This is a genomic window from Pseudomonas sp. NFX15 (assembly GCF_049132105.1).
In the GTDB taxonomy this organism is placed as follows: domain Bacteria; phylum Pseudomonadota; class Gammaproteobacteria; order Pseudomonadales; family Pseudomonadaceae; genus Aquipseudomonas.
Window position 1 is genome coordinate 228,076 of record NZ_JAFMPV010000007.1, and the last position, 17,536, is coordinate 245,611.

General features: G+C 61.8%; 15 protein-coding genes. 6 read left to right on the top strand and 9 right to left on the bottom strand.

Annotated features, from left to right (window positions below; translation table 11 throughout):
- Positions 1–46 precede the first annotated feature (46 nt).
- On the bottom strand, positions 47–1,324 hold the full coding sequence (waaA, locus tag J1D76_RS10725) for a lipid IV(A) 3-deoxy-D-manno-octulosonic acid transferase (RefSeq protein ID WP_421138298.1): 1,278 nt from the start codon (positions 1,322–1,324) through the stop codon (positions 47–49).
- 11 nt (positions 1,325–1,335) lie between these two features.
- On the bottom strand, positions 1,336–2,238 hold the full coding sequence (locus tag J1D76_RS10730; RefSeq protein WP_421138299.1) for a LysR family transcriptional regulator: 903 nt from the start codon (positions 2,236–2,238) through the stop codon (positions 1,336–1,338).
- Between the two features lie 103 nt (positions 2,239–2,341).
- On the opposite strand from J1D76_RS10730, the gene J1D76_RS10735 reads away from it, so the two are divergent.
- The 4 genes from J1D76_RS10735 to J1D76_RS10750 all read left to right on the top strand — a co-directional run bounded on the left by J1D76_RS10735 (position 2,342) and on the right by J1D76_RS10750 (position 5,821).
- The gene (locus J1D76_RS10735) at positions 2,342–2,674 is read left to right on the top strand and encodes a DMT family transporter (RefSeq protein WP_421138300.1); all 333 of its coding nucleotides are present in this window, start codon (positions 2,342–2,344) and stop codon (positions 2,672–2,674) included.
- A gap of 161 nt (positions 2,675–2,835) precedes the next feature.
- Positions 2,836–4,011, top strand: coding sequence for an NAD(P)/FAD-dependent oxidoreductase (locus J1D76_RS10740; RefSeq protein WP_421138301.1), 1,176 nt, complete (start codon positions 2,836–2,838; stop codon positions 4,009–4,011).
- Complete coding sequence (locus J1D76_RS10745; RefSeq protein ID WP_421138302.1) at positions 4,008–4,820, top strand: aldo/keto reductase; 813 nt, start codon at positions 4,008–4,010, stop codon at positions 4,818–4,820. Before J1D76_RS10740 ends, J1D76_RS10745 begins: the two co-directional genes overlap by 4 nt.
- Before the next feature lie 32 nt (positions 4,821–4,852).
- Positions 4,853–5,821, top strand: a complete 969-nt coding sequence (locus J1D76_RS10750; RefSeq protein WP_421138303.1) for a metal ABC transporter ATPase — start codon at positions 4,853–4,855, stop codon at positions 5,819–5,821.
- A 142-nt stretch (positions 5,822–5,963) separates the two neighbouring features.
- Here the strand turns inward: J1D76_RS10750 and hldE are convergent, their stop codons facing one another.
- The 4 genes from hldE to msbA all read right to left on the bottom strand — a co-directional run bounded on the left by hldE (position 5,964) and on the right by msbA (position 10,781).
- Positions 5,964–7,385 (bottom strand): bifunctional D-glycero-beta-D-manno-heptose-7-phosphate kinase/D-glycero-beta-D-manno-heptose 1-phosphate adenylyltransferase HldE, encoded by a 1,422-nt coding sequence (hldE, locus tag J1D76_RS10755; RefSeq protein WP_421138304.1) that lies wholly within the window; start codon positions 7,383–7,385, stop codon positions 5,964–5,966.
- Positions 7,386–7,487: 102 nt separating this feature from the next.
- Positions 7,488–8,093, bottom strand: coding sequence for an adenylyl-sulfate kinase (cysC, locus tag J1D76_RS10760; protein ID WP_421138305.1), 606 nt, complete (start codon positions 8,091–8,093; stop codon positions 7,488–7,490).
- Positions 8,086–8,790, bottom strand: coding sequence for a sulfotransferase family 2 domain-containing protein (locus J1D76_RS10765; RefSeq protein ID WP_421138306.1), 705 nt, complete (start codon positions 8,788–8,790; stop codon positions 8,086–8,088). Before J1D76_RS10765 ends, cysC begins: the two co-directional genes overlap by 8 nt.
- A gap of 188 nt (positions 8,791–8,978) precedes the next feature.
- Positions 8,979–10,781: a lipid A export permease/ATP-binding protein MsbA gene (gene msbA, locus J1D76_RS10770; RefSeq protein ID WP_421138307.1), complete on the bottom strand. Its 1,803-nt coding sequence runs from the start codon at positions 10,779–10,781 to the stop codon at positions 8,979–8,981.
- Between the two features lie 155 nt (positions 10,782–10,936).
- Here msbA and J1D76_RS10775 point away from each other — a divergent pair, with 155 nt between their 5' ends.
- Together J1D76_RS10775 and J1D76_RS10780 are read left to right on the top strand one after the other, a co-directional pair.
- Positions 10,937–12,799, top strand: a complete 1,863-nt coding sequence (locus J1D76_RS10775) for an O-antigen ligase family protein (RefSeq protein ID WP_421138308.1) — start codon at positions 10,937–10,939, stop codon at positions 12,797–12,799.
- Entirely contained in the window at positions 12,799–14,019 is a 1,221-nt protein-coding gene (locus tag J1D76_RS10780; RefSeq protein ID WP_421138309.1) for an acyltransferase family protein, read from the top strand. Before J1D76_RS10775 ends, J1D76_RS10780 begins: the two co-directional genes overlap by 1 nt.
- 34 nt (positions 14,020–14,053) lie before the next feature.
- Here J1D76_RS10780 and J1D76_RS10785 read toward each other — a convergent pair whose 3' ends face one another.
- From J1D76_RS10785 to J1D76_RS10795, 3 genes are read right to left on the bottom strand one after another with little or no spacing between them, the layout of a single operon-like run.
- A complete protein-coding gene (locus J1D76_RS10785; RefSeq protein ID WP_421138310.1) occupies positions 14,054–14,938 on the bottom strand; it encodes a glycosyltransferase in 885 nt (294 codons plus the stop codon).
- Positions 14,935–16,089 carry a glycosyltransferase family 4 protein gene (locus J1D76_RS10790; RefSeq protein ID WP_421138311.1) on the bottom strand — a complete coding sequence of 385 codons (1,155 nt, stop codon included), beginning with the start codon at positions 16,087–16,089 and terminating at the stop codon, positions 14,935–14,937. The genes J1D76_RS10785 and J1D76_RS10790 overlap by 4 nt, the downstream gene beginning before the upstream one ends.
- The gene (locus J1D76_RS10795; protein ID WP_421138312.1) at positions 16,086–17,528 is read right to left on the bottom strand and encodes a PIG-L deacetylase family protein; all 1,443 of its coding nucleotides are present in this window, start codon (positions 17,526–17,528) and stop codon (positions 16,086–16,088) included. The genes J1D76_RS10790 and J1D76_RS10795 overlap by 4 nt, the downstream gene beginning before the upstream one ends.
- Positions 17,529–17,536: the final 8 nt, after the last annotated feature.

A 17,536-nucleotide genomic window follows, 5' to 3' on the forward strand; every position in this document is an offset into this window, starting at 1 on the left:
CAAATCCTGTAGGAGCTGGCTTGCCAGCGAATGAATACAACTCGGTCTACCGCTCGATCAACCGCCCCAACTCATCCAGCAACCGCTGCAACGCCCCCTGATTGCTGCGCATCACCTTCAACCCGGCGTCGGCCATGCGCTGCGCATCACGGGGCAGTTCGAACAGCCGCTGCACCGCCAGCGCCAGCCCTTCGGCATCTTCCACTTCCTGCAACGCCCCGGCACTGCGCAACTGCGCGGCGATGTCGAGGAAGTTGAACAGGTGCGGTCCGCTCAGCACCGGTTTGCCCAAGGCCGCCGGCTCCAGCAGGTTATGCCCGCCATTGGGCACCAGGCTGCCGCCAACGAAGGCACTGTCGGCCAAGGCGTAGAGAAACAACAATTCGCCCATGGTGTCGCCCAGCAGCACTGAAGTCGTGACGTCCACCGCTTCGGCGCTGGAGCGACGCACCGTGGCAAACCCTTGCTGCTGGCACAGCTCGTACACCGAGTTGAAGCGCTCCGGATGGCGCGGCACCAGAATCAGCAAGGCATCCGGGTGATTGGCCAGCAACTGTCGATGCGCCGCCAGCACCACTTCATCTTCGCCTTCGTGGGTACTGGCGGCGATCCACACCGGTCGCTCCTGCGCCTGCCATTGTCCGCGCAGTTCAACGGCGCGCTGGAGCAGTTGCGGGTCGATGGTCAGGTCAAACTTGATCGAGCCGGTCACCTCAACCGTCTGCGCCCTCGCGCCCAAATCGAGAAAGCGCCTGGCCTCGGTCTCGGTCTGCACCGCGAACAGACTCATCTCGGCGAGCATCGGCTGGGTCAGCTTGCGAAAGCGCCCGTAGCCCCTGGCCGAACGCTCGGACAATCGCGCATTGGCCAGCGCCACGGGAATCCCGCGCTTGGCACATTGATGGATGTGGTTGGGCCACAATTCGGTTTCCATGATTACCGCCAGCATCGGCCGCACCCGATCAAGAAAGCGCCGGGCGGCGCAAGGCAAGTCGTAAGGCAGGTAGCAGTGCTGGATGCGCGGCTCATTGGCGAACAGGGCCTGAATGCGCTCCGAACCGGTTGGGGTCATGCAAGTGACGGTGATCGGTAGCTCCGGATAACGCGCCAGCAAGGCGCGGATCATCGGCGCGGCGGCAATGCTCTCGCCCACCGACACCGCGTGCACCCAGATGCCACCCGGCTTCATCGCCGGCATCCCGTAAGAGAATCGCTCGCCGATGCGCCGGGCATAGGCCGGTGCCTTGCGCGCGCGCAACCAAAGTCGAATCGCTACCAGTGGCAGCCCCAGATAAAACAGCACGGTGTAGAGAGTTCTATTCATGGCGCCGGAGTTTATCGGCTTTTTTCGCCAATCGCCTGCAAGTGCACGGCAAAACGTTCGGCGAGCCAGCGTGCGGCCGGGCCGAGCGGTTCGTCACGGCGCCATACCAGCTCCACCACCAGGGCCGGCGGAGTCCACTCGCTGGCCAACTCGACCATCTGATTCTGGTACGTCGGGTACTGCACCACGTGGCGCGGCAACCAGGCCCAGCCGAGGCCACGCACCAGCCACTCGGCCATCACGTAGAAACTGTCGGCGCGCCAGACCTGTGGGCTGGCTGGATCACTGCCCGGATAAATGCTCGATTCGGTGGACATCAGCAACTGCCGGTGTTGCGCCAGTTGTCGGTCGTCCACTGTACCTTTGCACGCCAACGGATGATCCTTGCCGCACACCGTGACCATTTCCACGCTGCCCAGCACTCGCCGCTCAAGGGCCTCGGGAATCTGATCGTGAAAGAACAGCAACCCCAAGTCGGCACGCCGCTCCACCAGCTTGCGTGCGACATCGCCCTGGGCGGCGCTGGTCAGTTGCACTTCCACGCTGGGGAATTTTTCCGCCAGGGCCTCGAAGCTTTCGATGATCGGCTGATACGGCATCGCTTCATCCTGCGCCACCCGCAGCCGCGCTTCCTGGCCGCGCATCATCGCCAGCGCCCGGCCGTTGAGCCGCTCGCATTGGCGCAACACTTCGCGCGCCTCGTCCAGCAACGCGGTGCCGGCCTCGGTGAGTTTCGGCTGGCGGCCGCTGCTACGATCGAACAGGCTGACGCCCAGGTCTTCTTCCAGCAGCGCTATCGAACTGCTGACCGCCGACTGCGCCTTGCGCTGATCGCGCGCCACCGCCGAAAACGATCGCTGCTCCGCGACACTGACAAACAGCCTAAGCTGCTCCAGATTCCACTGCGTATTCATGGCTAAACCCATCTTCAAAACAGATAGGTAATGACTTTACCGCATCTGCCAAAACTCTAGAATGCCGACCTCAGAGAGCAACACTTCACACGAGGATTAACCCATGACTGCCTACTACTACCTGGCCATTGCCATCTGCGCCGAAGTGATTGCCACGGTTTCGATGAAAGCAGTCAAGGGCTTGAGTACGCCGCTGCCCCTGGTGCTGGTCATCGTCGGTTATGGGATCGCCTTCTGGATGTTGACGCTGGTGGTGCGCACCATCCCGGTGGGTGTGACGTACGCGGTGTGGGCCGGCATGGGGATCGTGATGGTCAGCGTGGCGGCGCTGTTCATCTACGGGCAGAAGCTGGATGTGCCGGCCATCCTCGGGATGGGGTTGATTGTGTTGGGGGTTGTGGTCATTCAGCTGTTCTCCAAAACGGCCGGCCACTGACACTCTGTAGGAGCCGGCTTGCTGGCGATCCGGCCAACGCGGTGTGCCTGATGCACCGCTATCGCCAGCAAGCCGGCTCCTACAGGGTCACCTGCATCCTGCAACAGATCCTGAAGATGCCTTGTATACTGCGCCTTCGTTTTGAACACTGAGGTCGCCGCATGCCATCCGTTATTTCCACCGACGTGCTGATTGTCGGCGCTGGTGTCGCCGGCCTCTGGCTGAATGCGCGCCTGCGCCGCCAGGGGTTTTCGACCGTGTTGGTGGAAAGCGCCAGCCTCGGCGGCGGGCAGAGCGTGAAGTCCCAGGGCATCATCCATGGCGGCGCCAAGTACGCGCTACATGGCGCCCTGACCGGCGCCTCCGAAGCCATCGCCGACATGCCGCGCCGCTGGCGCGAAGCATTGGCCGGTGACGGCGAGCTGGACCTGTCCGGTGTGCGCCTGCTGTCCGAAGCCCATTACCTGTGGTCCCCCGGCACCCTCGCCGGCAACCTCACCAGCTTCTTCGCGAGCAAAGCCGTGCGCGGTCGCGTCGATCAGGTCAAGGGCGACCAATTGCCGCCCGCCCTGCAAGACAAACGTTTCAAGGGCAAGGTCTATCGCCTGGCGGAACTGGTCGTCGATGTGCCGAGCCTGATCCAGCGCCTCGCCGACCTGGCCGGTGATGGCTTGCTCGCCGGACAGAGCATCCAGCCGTTGCTCGACGGTGGCGTGCTGGTCGGTCTGAAGGTGGACGAACGCGAAATCCGTGCCCAGCGCATCGTCCTCAGCGCCGGTGCCGGGACGGCGGCATTGCTTGAAGCGCTGGGCCTGAGCCAGCCTGCGATGCAGCGCCGCCCGTTGCACATGATCATCGCCAAGGGCCCGAGCCTCAAGCCGCTGTACGCCCATTGCCTGGGCGGCGGCACCAAACCACGCATCACCGTGACCACGCACCCGGCGGCAGATGGCCAATGGGTCTGGTACCTGGGCGGCGATATCGCCGAAGCCGATGGCGTGGCCCGCGAACCAGCCGAGCAGATCGCCACCGCGCAGAAAGAACTCAGCCAATTACTGCCATGGATCGACCTGAGCACGGTGCAATGGGCGACCTTGCGCGTGGATCGCGCCGAGCCGCTGCAATCGGGCCTGACCCGTCCCGACAACGCCTTTGTTGCCGAACAGGGACGACTGCTGGTGGGCTGGCCGACCAAACTGGCGCTGGCGCCAGACTTCGCCGACCGCGTAATCGCCAGCCTGACCCGCGACGGCATCCAGCCGAGTCATGCGCCAGCGTTGCCGGATCTGCCGAAGCCGCCAATGGGCGTGCCCGCCTGGGAGCAACTGCTGCCATGAGCCAACCGACCCTGCACGATCTGCATCGCCCACTGGGCAGTACCGGCCTGCGGGTTTCACCGCTGGGCCTGGGCACGGTGAAACTGGGCCGCGACCAAGGAGTGAAGTATCCCAATGGCTTCCGCATCCCCGATGACGATGAAGCGCGCATGCTGCTCAAGCTCACCCGCGACCTGGGCATCAACCTGATCGACACCGCCCCGGCCTATGGCCGCAGCGAAGAGCGTATCGGCCCGTTGCTGCGCGGCCAGCGCCAGGACTGGGTGATCGTCAGCAAGGTCGGTGAAGAGTTTGCCGAGGGCCTGTCACGTCACGACTTCAGCGCCGCTCACACGCGAATGTCGGTGGAACGCAGCCTGCAACGCCTGGAAACCGACTTCATCGACCTGGTGCTGGTGCACTCCGACGGCAACGACCTGGCGATCCTCAACGGCTGCGAAGTCTACGACACCCTCGCCGCGCTCAAGGCCGAAGGCAAGATTCGCGGTTTCGGTTTTTCCGGCAAAACCGTCGAAGGCGGATTGAAAGCGCTGGAGCAAGGCGATTGCGCCATGGTCACCTACAATCTGAACGAACAAAACGAAAAGCCCGTCATTGACTATGCTGCTGCACACGGCAAAGCCATTCTGGTCAAGAAAGCCCTCGCCAGTGGTCATGTCTGCCTGAGTCCGGGGGTGGATCCGGTGCGCGCCAGTTTCAAGTTGTTGTTTGAACATCCGGGTGTTGCCAGTGCTATTGTCGGGACCATCAATCCGCTGCACCTCGCCCACAATGTCGCGACCGTTGCCCAGGTCCTACGTAGCCACTGACGCCGCCCACGCGGCCTTAAGCAGGAGCCGACATGTCGCGTACGCTCATCAGAAAGAACCCGAGCAACTTCAAGACCCTGCCGTTATTCGTCGAAGCGACCCCCGAAGGCCTGATCTACCAAAGCGTCGGCCGGCCGCTGAATTTTTCCCAGACCTTGCAACGTCGCCGCCCGGTGAGCGTCGGTGACAGCGAACGGTTTGCCCTGGAACTGGCCAACCTCGGCGTGTCGGTACGACTGACCCTTCACTGGCAGAACCGCGACTATTGGGTGCTGGTGCGCCAACGCCGGCAAGACCGTGGCGACGTGGTGCTCAAGTTGATCTCCGGGTATGTGCCGGCCCATGAGCTGAACATTCCCTTGCACACGGCGATCCAGGAGATTGCCGAGGAATGCCTGCTGGAAACCCCGGAAGGCTGGCTTGGCGGGCGCTTCAATGACACCTGGCTGCCGGCGCCCTACTCTGCGGCCCTGCATTACCGTGAAGCGCTGCCGTTTCGCTTGTCGCCGTTGTCCGGTTCCGCGCGACCGGTGCGTAGCGCCAACCTGGTGCTGATGGAGCGTCCGCGGGCCTACGTGCACCTGCCGACGGCGTCGCTGCAACTGATTTACGACTTGCGCCTGGACGTGCCCAAGGAAGCCAAGTCCCTGAGCCTGTTCCATGTCGACGAACGACTGGAAGGCGATCAACTCGTCGCCCGCCTCGACCGCAAGCGCCCCGACCTGTACCTGATGCCCTTGCTGGACGGCCACCCGATGGCCGAGCTCTATACGCTGAAAAAGGATCAGTTATACCCGGCCAGCACCCGCGGGGTGTACCTGGCCGAGAGTTTCGCCCGACAGGAAGGCTGGCTGGTGCGCGATGAGCGAATTCGCTGGAAGGACTGGGTGAGGCAGCAAGGGTTGACCCCGCCGGGGAAGGACTCGGGCCTGGCGCGGTTGCGCGGGAAGGCCAGGTTGCTGCTGAAGAAAATCGTGCCGCGTAAAAAAGTCAGCTCCTGAAAGCAGCGCTTACGGCCAAACACGTAACTTGTAGGAGCTGGCTTGCCAGCGAAGGCCATCAACGATAACGCGATTGTTTCTGACTAAACGCGTCGTTCGTGATTCCTTCGCTGGCAAGCCAGCGCCTACAAAAGCTGTAGCGCTAGGACTTTCTGATCTTCTCGACGATCGCCGTGGTCGAGCTGTTTTCAACCAGGCCCAACACTTTCACGGTGCCGCCGTAGGCCTTCACGATGTCCGCGCCGACCACCTGGTCGATCCCGTAGTCGCCACCCTTGACCAGCACGTCCGGCCTGACCGCGCTGAGCAGGTTTTCCGGGGTGCCCTCCGCGAAGCTGATCACCCAATCCACGGCGCCAAGACCTGCCAGTACGGCCATGCGCCGGTCGACGCTGTTGATCGGACGGCCCGGCCCTTTCAGGCGGCTGACCGAGGCATCGTCGTTGATCGCCACGATCAGGCGATCGCCCTGGGCCCGTGCCTGCTCGAGGTAGGTCACGTGGCCGGCGTGCAGGATGTCGAAACAACCGTTGGTGAATACGATCCGCTCGTTGTGCGCACGGGCATCGTCGACCGCCAGCAGCAACTGCTCAAGACCCAGCACCCCCCGCTCGGAACCTTCCTCGCGCTGGATGGCACGACGCAGTTCCGGCGCACTGATCGCTGCCGTACCGAGCTTGCCGACCACGATGCCCGCGGCCAGGTTGGCCAGGGCCACGGCGTGCGGCAGTTCTTCACCGGCAGCAATCGCAGCGGCCAGGGTGGAAATCACCGTGTCACCGGCGCCGGTCACGTCGAACACTTCCCGGGCGCGTGCCGGCAAGTGCAGCGCCGGATGATCCGGACGCAGCAAGGTCATGCCGTGCTCGCCGCGGGTCACCAACAAGGCGCCCAGGTCGAGGTCGTGCATCAGCTGCGCGCCCTTGTTCACCAGTTCGTGCTCATCGGCGCAACCACCGACGATGGTTTCGAATTCGTTGAGGTTCGGCGTGATCAGGCTCGCACCGCGATAGATCGAGAAATCCTTGCCCTTGGGATCGGCCAGCACCGGAATGCCACGGGCGCGGGCGGCCTGGATCAGCACTTGATGATTCTTCAGTGCACCCTTGCCGTAGTCCGACAGCACCAGCACCTTGATGCCTTCGAGCAGTTCGTCGACCTGCGCGGCCAATGCCAGCGCGTCAGTGGCGAAGGGTTCTTCGAAGTCGATTCGCAGCAGTTGCTGGTGACGGCTCATGACCCGCAGCTTGACGATGGTCGGCTGGTGCGCAATGCGCTGGAAGATCGCCCGCACGCCAGCGCCCTTGAGGCTGTTGACCAGGCTGTTGGCGGCTTCATCGTCGCCGGTGACACCGACCAGCGAGGCCGGCGCGCCGAGGGCGGCAATGTTCAAGGCAACGTTGGCGGCACCGCCCGGGCGGTCCTCGATGTGATCGACCTTGACCACAGGCACCGGTGCCTCAGGGGAAATCCGTGAGGTACCACCATGCCAGTAACGGTCGAGCATGACATCGCCGACCACCAAGACGGGGGCTTGATCGAATCGCGGCATGGACAACTTCATGGTGCAACCCACATACAGAATGAACAGGGGCGCGATATTAACACAGGGTTGGTGTCGGCTTGTGTGGTGGCTGCAACCGGATGATTTTCCGGATTTTACTGCTCACTTTTTGATCAGTAATGCTGCCAGGCGACGACAGGCTTCGCCCATGTCTATCGTTTGCGTATCGATTTCGCATTCCGCGAGCAGGGGCGCTTCATAAGGGCTGTCGATGCCGGTGAAATCCTTGATCCGGCCCTCCCGAGCGGCGCGGTACAACCCCTTCGGATCGCGCTGCGCGCACACCGCGAACGGCGTGCTCACATACACCTCGATGAAGTCCCCAGCGGCGAACAACCGGCGCGCGGCCTCGCGTTCAGCGCGAAACGGCGAAATCGCCGCGACGATCACGATCAGCCCCGCATCGACCATCAATCGCGCCACCTCGGCGGTGCGCCGGATATTTTCCCGGCGGCAGTCAGCTCCCATTCCCAGGTCACGACACAACCCGGCCCGCAAGTTGTCACCATCGAGGACGAACGTATGCAGTCCTTGTTGATTGAGTTGCAGCTCCAGGGCGTTGGCCAGGGTTGACTTGCCGGCCCCCGATAACCCCGTCAGCCACAGGCATCGAGGCGCCTGCGACTTGAGGGCGGCCCGCGCCTCGTTCGCCAGCAACAACGTATAGGGGCTGATCGCAGGGCGGGACAGCGACACGACTTCATTCATAGCCCAGCATCTCGTAGTCGCGCTGGTAGACCCGCCGCACCAGCCGACGCGTGCGCACCGTGCAGAACTCACGTGCGGGCATGGGGCGTCGCTGCTGCGAGCGGTTGACGTGGGGCAACTCCAGCGAATCGCCCAACTGCTCGCACACCAGCCTGAAATCGCGCTCCAGATGCTCCTGGTAGCCGATGAAATCCAGTGCCAGGCGTCCCATCGAATCGGTCAGGAAATCCGTCTGTGCGGCGAAGTGCAATTGCCGCTGGACGGTCTCCGGATGCAGCCAGCGGCCAACGAAGTCATCAAAATCACGGTAATGACCGACCAGCCGCTGCGCCGCGTGATCGCGTTTACCCAAGGCGTTGCCGCGCAGGAACGCGTAGGCCGAGTAAGCCCGTTCCAGCGGGTCGCGAACGAAGGTGAACTTGAAACTCGAGGCGTACTGCTCGGGAAATTGCTGCTCGTACCAGTACAACGGCAAATGGCCCGGGCTCCAGTCGTCAAACATCGCCGCACAGACACTGCTGCCGGCGCATTTGGGGACATGGATGAACAGGCAGGCACGCTGTTCGAAAGGCTGGGGGAAACGGACGCTGGCCGACATCGATTTGTTCACCGCTTGGCGGTCCACGACCGACAGGCGCCCCAGCAGGAAAGCCCGTTGCGGCTTGGGCAACAGCTTCCAGAGATAACGTTGCAACATAGCGGCACCCGCACGAAAGGGATGGCCCTCTCGATTCAAGTCAAAGTTCGTTCAGGAACCTTAACAAGCGCGTTGCCGAGATTTATTCAGGTTTGGTCAAGAAGCGTAAAGGTCTGGATACAAATCACCGGACGCCTTGCACGTCGGGTGTTGGCAAGGGCAAGCCAGGCTTGCCCTTGCGTCGACGGTCAGGCGATGTCTTCGGCCGGAGCGTCGAGGCCCATCGCGTTGAGGCGTGCGTAGTAGCCGTTTTGCGCCAGCAGTTGATCGTGGGTGCCGCGCTCGACGATTTTCCCCTGGTCCATGACCAGGATCAGGTCCGCCTTCTCGATGGTCGACAGGCGGTGAGCGATCACCAGCGTGGTGCGACCTTTCATGACCTGGTCCAGAGCCGCCTGGATATGGCGCTCGGACTCGGTGTCGAGGGCCGACGTGGCCTCATCGAGAATCAGCAGCGGCGCATTCTTCAGCAGGGCTCGGGCAATTGCCAGGCGCTGGCGCTGGCCACCGGACAGCAGCACGCCGTTTTCCCCGACCTGGGTATCCAGGCCTTGCGGCAACTGCGCGATGAAGTCCATCGCGTAGGCATCCCGGGCGGCTTTTTCGATGTCTTCACGAGGGGCGCCGGCCAGGTCGCCGTAGGCGATGTTGTTGGCCACTGTGTCGCTGAACAGGGTCACGTGCTGGGTCACCTGGGCGATGTGCTTGCGCAGGTTCAGCAACTTGTACTGCTCGACCTCGACACCATCGATGAGGATTTCGCCCTTGTCGTGGTGGTAGAAACGCGGAATCAGGTTGGCCAGGGTCGACTTGCCGCTGCCCGAGCGACCCACCAGCGCCACCATCTGCCCAGGCTCGGCCGAGAAGCTGATGTCGTTGAGCACCTGGCGATCGGTGTCCGGGTAGGTGAAGCTGAGGTTGCGCACGTCCAGGCGCCCGCTGACAGCATCACGCTCAATAGTGCCGGTATCGACTTCGGGTTCGACGTCCAGTTGCTCGAAGATGCTTTCAGCACCGGCCACACCCTTCTGGATGGTCGAGCTGACTTCAGACAACTGGCGGATCGGCTTGGGCAACAGGCCGGCCAGGGTGATGTAGGCCACCATGTCGCCGGCGGACGCATCGCCGCGCAGGAACAGCACCAGGAACATCAGCACGGCCATGGCGGTGTAGATCACCAATTGCAGCATCGGCGTATAGATCGCGCCGGTGCGGGTCATGCGCAATTGCTTGTCGGTGTTGCTCTGGCTGGCCTCCTGGAAGCGCGTCTCTTCGTACTTCTCGCCACCGAAGCTGCGCACCACGCGGTAACCCTGGATCGTCTCGGACGCCACATGCGTCACATCGCCCATGGCCAGCTGGATTTTCTTGCTCTGCTTGCGGAATTTCTTGCTCGCGGTGCGCACCATGATGGCGATCAGAGGCAGGATGGCGACCATCACCAGGGTCAGGCGCCAGTTCATGAACAGCAGCGAGGCAAACAGGAAGATGACCGTCATGCCTTCTCGAATAACGACCTTGATCGCATCTGTTGCCGCCCCCGTGACCATGGTCACGTTGAAGGTGATGCGGGAAATCAGGTGCCCCGAGTTATGCTTGTCGAAATAGCGGTTTGGCAAAACCAGCAGGTTGTTGAACAGTTGCACCCGCAAGTCATGGACCAGGCCCAGGGAAACCTTGGCCAGGAAGTAGTTGCCCAGGTACGACCCCAACCCCTGCCAGGCGGCGATCAGGACGATCAACAACGGCACGGCCTGCAGCAGTTGCAGGTCCCGCAGGTAAGGCACGGTTGGAAACAGCGCTGCTTCCGGGTTGGACAGACCGTCGACGAAATACTTGAGGATGTAGCCCAGCATTGGCTGCGTCGAAGCGAAAATCAGAAAACCGACGATGCTGAGCAGGAACAGGCTGATATACGGCCGGACATAGCCAAGCAGGCGGAAGTAGATTTTCAAGCTCGATGGGCTTGCGGCGAGACTGGAGTCGGTCATATCACGCGTTTGTCGATAAAAAGGACGCTGACTTTAGCACAGCTTCCTCAGGGTTCTGGCAATCGCATACAGTCTGTGTATTGTGACGCGTCAAATCGCCATCCAATGTCCGCTGCCCTGGTACGGTTGCTCAATTCAGGAAAAAGTTACTCAGCATGCAATTGATCGCATTGAACAGCACGTCCAACCGAATCTTCGATTTCATTTGCCTGTGGATTCTTCCGCTTGGTTATTTATTGCTGTTGTGCGCGCTGTTTTTTTTGCCGGGGCGCGGTGTGCATCACAAGCTTTTCTACGGCTTGTTCAGCATTCCGGCCCTGCTCGCACTGTGCCTGCGCCCGCGAATGGCCAAGGAGTTGTTGCGTGAACCCATCATTATCGCGGTCTTGTTGTTTGTTGCCTGGGCGCTGATCAGCCTGAGCTGGGGGCCTGCCGAGGACGTCGATGCCGGCCAGTTCAAACCGCCCCTGCATACCCTGCTGCTGTTTGTCGGTTGCTACCTGCTGGTCCGCTTTCGCAGTGAAATCATCCAACCCTTGCTGTTTTGTGCCGCGATGGTTGCGCTGATCGCCTCTGCCTATAACTTGTTCCTGTTTGCCAGGATCTACCAGCCAGAGATGCGCCTGATCGGTGTTGGCGCTTTCGACAACCCGTTGCTCAGCTCTCATGTCTTCGGGTTCTTCTGTGTCTACTGGCTGAGTCTGAGCATGACCTTCAAGCGGGTTCAGGTGCTCTGGCTGAGCATCCCGGCGCTGATGATCATGCTGGCCGCCGTCGTTGCTACCGGTTCCAGGACCCCGCTGGTTGCACTGACGATGGCCGCGCTCTGGCTTTGCTTCATGTGCTGGAATCGACGCTCCATTGTGTTGCTGGCTGCCATGTTGGCGACAGGAGCGGGAATTTTCGCCCTGTTTTCGCAGAAAATCATCGAACGGGGCGATTCATTTCGCATCGAGCTCTGGCAGTTGACCCTGCACAAGATTGCCGACCACCCATGGCTCGGTCACGGCTACAACGCCTCACTGTCGCTGGACCCCGGCGTTGGCTACACCTTGCAGGAACCCCATAGCTTTTCTCTCGGGGTGCTCTACTACGTCGGCATCATTGGCTTTTTACCTTGGCTGTTTTTCCTCGCCCGGGGCTTGTTCAGCAGTTGGCGCAATCGCCTGCAACCGCTGTTCATCCTCGCGTCTGTCTGGCTGATGTTCGGCATTGGCGCAGGCCTGACCGAGGGTGGCGGAATCATCTCCCGCCCCAAGGAACACTGGTTCCTGTTGTGGATCCCGCTGGCACTGGTTGCCGCATTGAGCATCAATCAACGGGCCCGGCGTCTGCTGGACATGCCGATCAAAAAGGTCACGCCTGACGCTCTGCAACAACTCACCGCCGAGGCGCGGATCATCGAAGAGGACGGCCTGGGCCCCAAGGTCCTGCGCCTGACCGACGGCAGTTTCCTCAAGTTGTTCCGTCGTCGCCGCTGGTACACCTCGGGCCGCTTCACCCCGTATTCCGAGCGTTTTGCCATCAACAGCGTGCAACTGCGCAACCTGGGCATCCCGACACCGCCCATTCTCGACCTTTACCGTTTCGAAGACGGTAGCACCGGCGTGCACTACTCCCCGTTGCCGGGCAACACCCTGCGCCAGATCCTGCAAGGCATCACCGCCCCCGCGGTACGCCAGGCACTGGTGGAGCGGTTCGGCAAATTCATGGCCCAATTGCATCAACAGGGGGTTTACTTCCGCTCCCTGCACCTGGGCAATGTGCTGGTGCTGGAGGATGGCGAATTTGGCCTGATCGACCTGGCGGACCTGCGGATTTACCCTTCGTCATTGAGCCCGTCCCTGCGTCGGCGTAATCTGCGCCATATGCAGCGTTACTCAGAAGACAAGCACTGGCTGTTCGAGGACCACTTCGAAGCGCTGCTGCAGGGATACGCCGCAACGGCGTCAAAATCCGACGTGGACAAATTGCACAGGCAAGTGCTGGCCGGAACCCCAACGGCCCGGGCCCATTGATGATAGAAACCAACCCGCTCATCGCGTTGACGGCCTACGTGCTCGCCTTCGCGACCGCTGCGCTGCTGCTACGCACCGTACCGACATTCGCCCGCCAGCTGGAGCACTCCGGTGAAAGCCGCTTTGCCAGCATCGACGGTTTGCGCGGCTACCTGGCGTTCGGCGTGTTCGTGCACCACTCGATCATTACCTGGATCTTCCTGCAAACCGGCGTGATCGATTTCCCGCCGAGCAACTTCTATTCACAGCTCGGCCAGGGCAGCGTCGCCCTCTTTTTCATGATCACCGGCTTCCTGTTCTGGGACCGTTTGCTGACCCACGGCCGGCAACACGACTGGCTGGCGTTTGCGGTATCACGGCTGTTTCGCCTTTACCCGCTCTACCTGCCACTGATGTTGACTGTATTTGTCACCGTGTTCTATTTGCAGGGCTGGGAACTCAAGGTCTCCGGCCTGGAATTCCTTGGCCAGTTCATGGCCTGGCTGACCTTCGACCGACCAGACGTCAACCTGTACCACCAGACGGGGATGCTGATCTCCAATGTCACCTGGACGCTGGGTTACGAGGTGTTCTTTTACCTGGCACTGCCACTGGCCGGCATGGTGTTCATTTATCGAGGCAGTTGGAAGCAGACGCTGCTGTGCCTGATCGGTATTTACGCCCTGTATGAGATCGTTGGCCTGGAACACTCGCTGAAGAAGCATTTCCTCGCCAGTTTTCTCGGCGGCATCGCAGCAGCGTACTGGATACGCCGGCCGCCATTGCTCGCCTGGGGTAAAACCCCATTGGCAGGAGCCGTTGCCCTGCTGGCGGTAATCATTGCGTTCACGGCCTTCAACCGCGCCTTCAGCACTGCACCGATTTTGTTGATGTCGCTGTTTTTTGTGATTGTGGCCTCGGGCAACACCTTGTTCGGCGCTTTGCGACCGCGCGGCATCCGCTGGCTGGGGGAAATCAGCTACAGCACTTACTTGCTGCACGGTTACGTGCTCTGGGTACTGGTACAGCGACTACCGCCACTGCTGCACCTGGACAGCCGCGATGCCTGGGTCTTCCTGCCACTGATGGCCGTGTGCAGTTGCCTGCTGATCGTCATCAGTAGCCTGACTTACGTGTACCTCGAAAAGCCAGGCATCGATGCCGGCAAGCGAACCGTGATCTGGCTGCGCCAAAACAAGCAGCGCAAAGCGGCTTCGCAAAAGACTGCTCAGCAAGGCTAGCACTTCACCGGGATGAGCCGCTGCCCGCGGCGGCTCAGTCTTTCTCGATCCGCGAGAAGTACATCCGGCCCAACCCACGCCAGGTTTTCTTGTTCCAGGCCTTGAACGGTATCTGCGCCAGCAACTCGCGCGCCAGCTTGCGGTCGCGGTTGGCGGTCTTGAGGAACATGGAATTGAGAAACTTGTAGCGCACCTCGTCATACAGCGGGTGATCGCTGAAGAGCGCATAGGTGCGCAGGATGCTGTCGATCATGAACCGGTGGTTCTTGTAGGAGTTGGTGGCGTGCTTGCGATAGCGCGCCATCAACACGCCCAGGCCATCGATGAAGTAACCGGCATGGGTCACTTTCAGTTCGATCAACAGGTCTTCCAGGCGAATGGTCGGGTCGAATCCACCCACCTTGTCCAGGGCTTCGCGACGGATCATCAGCGTCGGTGCTGGCGGGTACGGCTTGCGCTCCAGGAACATGTCATCGAAGTCCAGGCGACGGAACGGCACGTCCCGGCGTTGGCGTTTTTCCGGATAGAGATTGCCATCAGCATCGATCAGCTCGATGTTGCCGGCACAAATGCCGACCTCGGGCTTGCCGTCCATGTGCGCGACCTGAATCGCGATACGTTCGGGCAGCATGATGTCATCGGAACCGAATGGCACGATCAGGCTGCCCTTGGCCCGGGCAATCGCACCGTTGAGGGTGTTGGTCAGCCCCTGGTTTTCCTGGACCCGGAGGTCGAAACCGTGGATGGCCTGCAACGCCTTGATCCGCTCGACACTGTCGTCCTTGGAGCCATCATCGACCACCAGCAACTCGATGTTCGGATAGGTCTGGTTGAGAACGCTGAGAATGCTCTCCTCGATATAGCGGCCATGGTTGTACGACGCAATGATGACCGTGACGATGGGTTGCGCGTCGCTCATGGCTGTTCCTTGCGGGCCTGTGCCAGGCCGGAATCGATCAGGTCCAGGTATTCCTGGCGGAACACTTCGATGTCGTGGTGTTGTTGCAGGTATTGGAAAGCCTGCTCGCCCTTGGCCTTGAGCGCGTCATCCGGCAGCCCGAGGTAAGTGTCCAGCGCCGCTTGCAGGGTGGGCACGTCCTTCGGCGTAATCGCCAGGCCACCCGCGCCCTCGATGAGCGGCAACATGGCCGGCACGTTCGAGGCAATCACCGGCAAATGCCCGCTCATGCCTTCAAGCAGTGCCAGCCCGAGGCCTTCGGCCAGGGAGGGCATGGTCCAGATGTCGAAGGCGCGGATGTACTGCAAGGCGATTTCCTTGAAGCCCAGCAAGTGCGCGCGACCACTGAGGCCGAGGCGGTCGATTTCCGCGGCCAGGCGCGACTCTTCGCGACCGGCACCGATGATCGCCAGCTGAGTATTCGGGTATTTGTCCTTGAGCGCCGCGAAAGCTTGCAGCAAATAGATGTGGCCCTTGACCGGCACCAGTCGCCCCAGAGCACCGATCAGCCGCACCGACGGATCGATGCCGAGCATTTCACGGGCCTTCTCGCGGCTGTGCTGCAAGGCTTCGGCCTGCTCGATGTCGATGGCATTGGTGATGGCATAGGTGTTCTGGTCGGTGAAGCCGCAGTCACAGTCCAGCAGATACTGCTTCACCGCCGGCGACACGCCGACAAAACGCCAGTGACGATCGATGAGGCGCTGGGTCTGGCGGCGCCGGTAAAACCGGTCGTACTCGCCGAAGCCGTGGGAAATGCCGATGCACAACGGCACTTTCAGCCAGCGGTTGAGCGCCAGCATCATGTTCACCGGTTTGAAGCGGTTGCAGATCACCACGTCGAATTTTTCCCGACGGCAGAACTTGTACAGCTGCCACATCGCCCGCAGGCGCATGCCCTTGAGGGACTTGTCGGAAAACTCGAAGTACACCGAACGGTCGGCGCGGCTCACCGCCTCGCCCGGCCCCGGCTTGCCGCGCAGGAACGCTGCGATCACTTCATAGCGATCGCCGGGCAGGGCCTTGACGATCTGCTCCGCGAGGTCGGCGAAATCATGGGCCTTGACGTTGTAGTCTGGCTGCAATTGCAGAACCTTCGACCGCTGACTCATAACTCTCCCCGCTGAGAAACATTGCCTGGTGTGTGCTTGAGGGACCACAAAAGCTCGTGGCGCCGGACTGCCTTGCGAAAGAACTCGTTCTCGCCATAGGTGGGCGGCAACCGGCCGGCCAACAGCCTCTGGATCAACCGACGCAGGCGCCGCTTGAACGGCATTGTCGGTTGCAGGTCGTGCATCATGCCCAGCGCCATGGCCTTGTCCCGCTGTTGCTCCAGCGACATCGGCAGGCAGAAGGGCTGCATCGCCTGGGCCGGATCAAAGGCCGGCGGCAGGGCGACGCCGTCACCGGCATTGCCCATCGGCCAACGGTCGTTGTCGTGCAAGTGGTTGGCGTAGCCCAGCAACGTGGTCGGTTGCCAGTCCAGGCCTTGCAGGGCTTCGAGTACGGCCGCCTGGGCGCAGACATGATCGGGATGCGGATCGAGGGTCGGATGCGGCAGGACGATGACCTCCGGCCGGGCCCGCAGCAGCAACTCGCGCAGATCGGCCAGCAGGTTGTTCCAGGTCGGCGCGCCGTCGGCATCGCCCGGCAGCGCGAAAGGATTCAACTGGCGGAACAGCCGGGTGTCGCTCAGGTCCGCTTCCCGCGAGCCCGCCGGCACACCAGGCGCGGCCTGCATGCTCGCCAGTTGCAGGCAGAAATACCCCAGTTGTACGCAGTGGGCCTCAGGCACACCGGCCCAACGCGGCACGGCGATGCTGTCCCAGGCACGCAAGCGACCTTTTAAACGCGCCGCCTCGACCTTGTTCAGGCCCATCTGCTGATAGTGTTCGGCTTCGATTTCGCCGGCGGTCAGCGTGACGATCCAGGTCTCGTCGGCCTGGCTGTACAAGCCATAGGCGGCCAGTTCGGCGTCATCGGCGTGAGGTGCGATGACCATCACCCGCTGACGCCGGTAATCGGGATGCTCCAGTGCCCACAGCACAGGCTCACCGAACACACGACAGAAACGTCCGCGCAAGCGCAGCTGACCACGGGACAGCGCCTGAGCCTGGCCACTGAGATTGAGGTAGCGCAGGCCGTTTACGCCGCGTTCGAAGGTCTGCCGGTCAGGGTTGTCGCCGCCTGCCAACTCGACGACCGGATCGATAAACCGTCCCAGCCACGTGCTTTTGACCCGCACCGCCAAAACCAGCGTCGCGTCATCGACCAGCATCACGCCCTCGTCCAGGCGCAAATGTTCACCGCTCAGGTGCACCTTGGGCTGCGGCGTGTACGGGGGAAAGCTGTATTGGTAATCGTCTTTGGGCGAGTAGAACAGGTGATCGGCAAACCAGGCTTCGTGGGCGATCCAGCCGAGCACCGCCAAGACCGGCGGCAACCACCAGGCCACCAGCACGCCGATGACGATCAACAGCACCAGCGCAATCAACAGGCCGATGCGTTTAGTGCGCCGATGGCGCTTGAGCAGTTGCTGTTTGCGGCTCATGGCTTGGC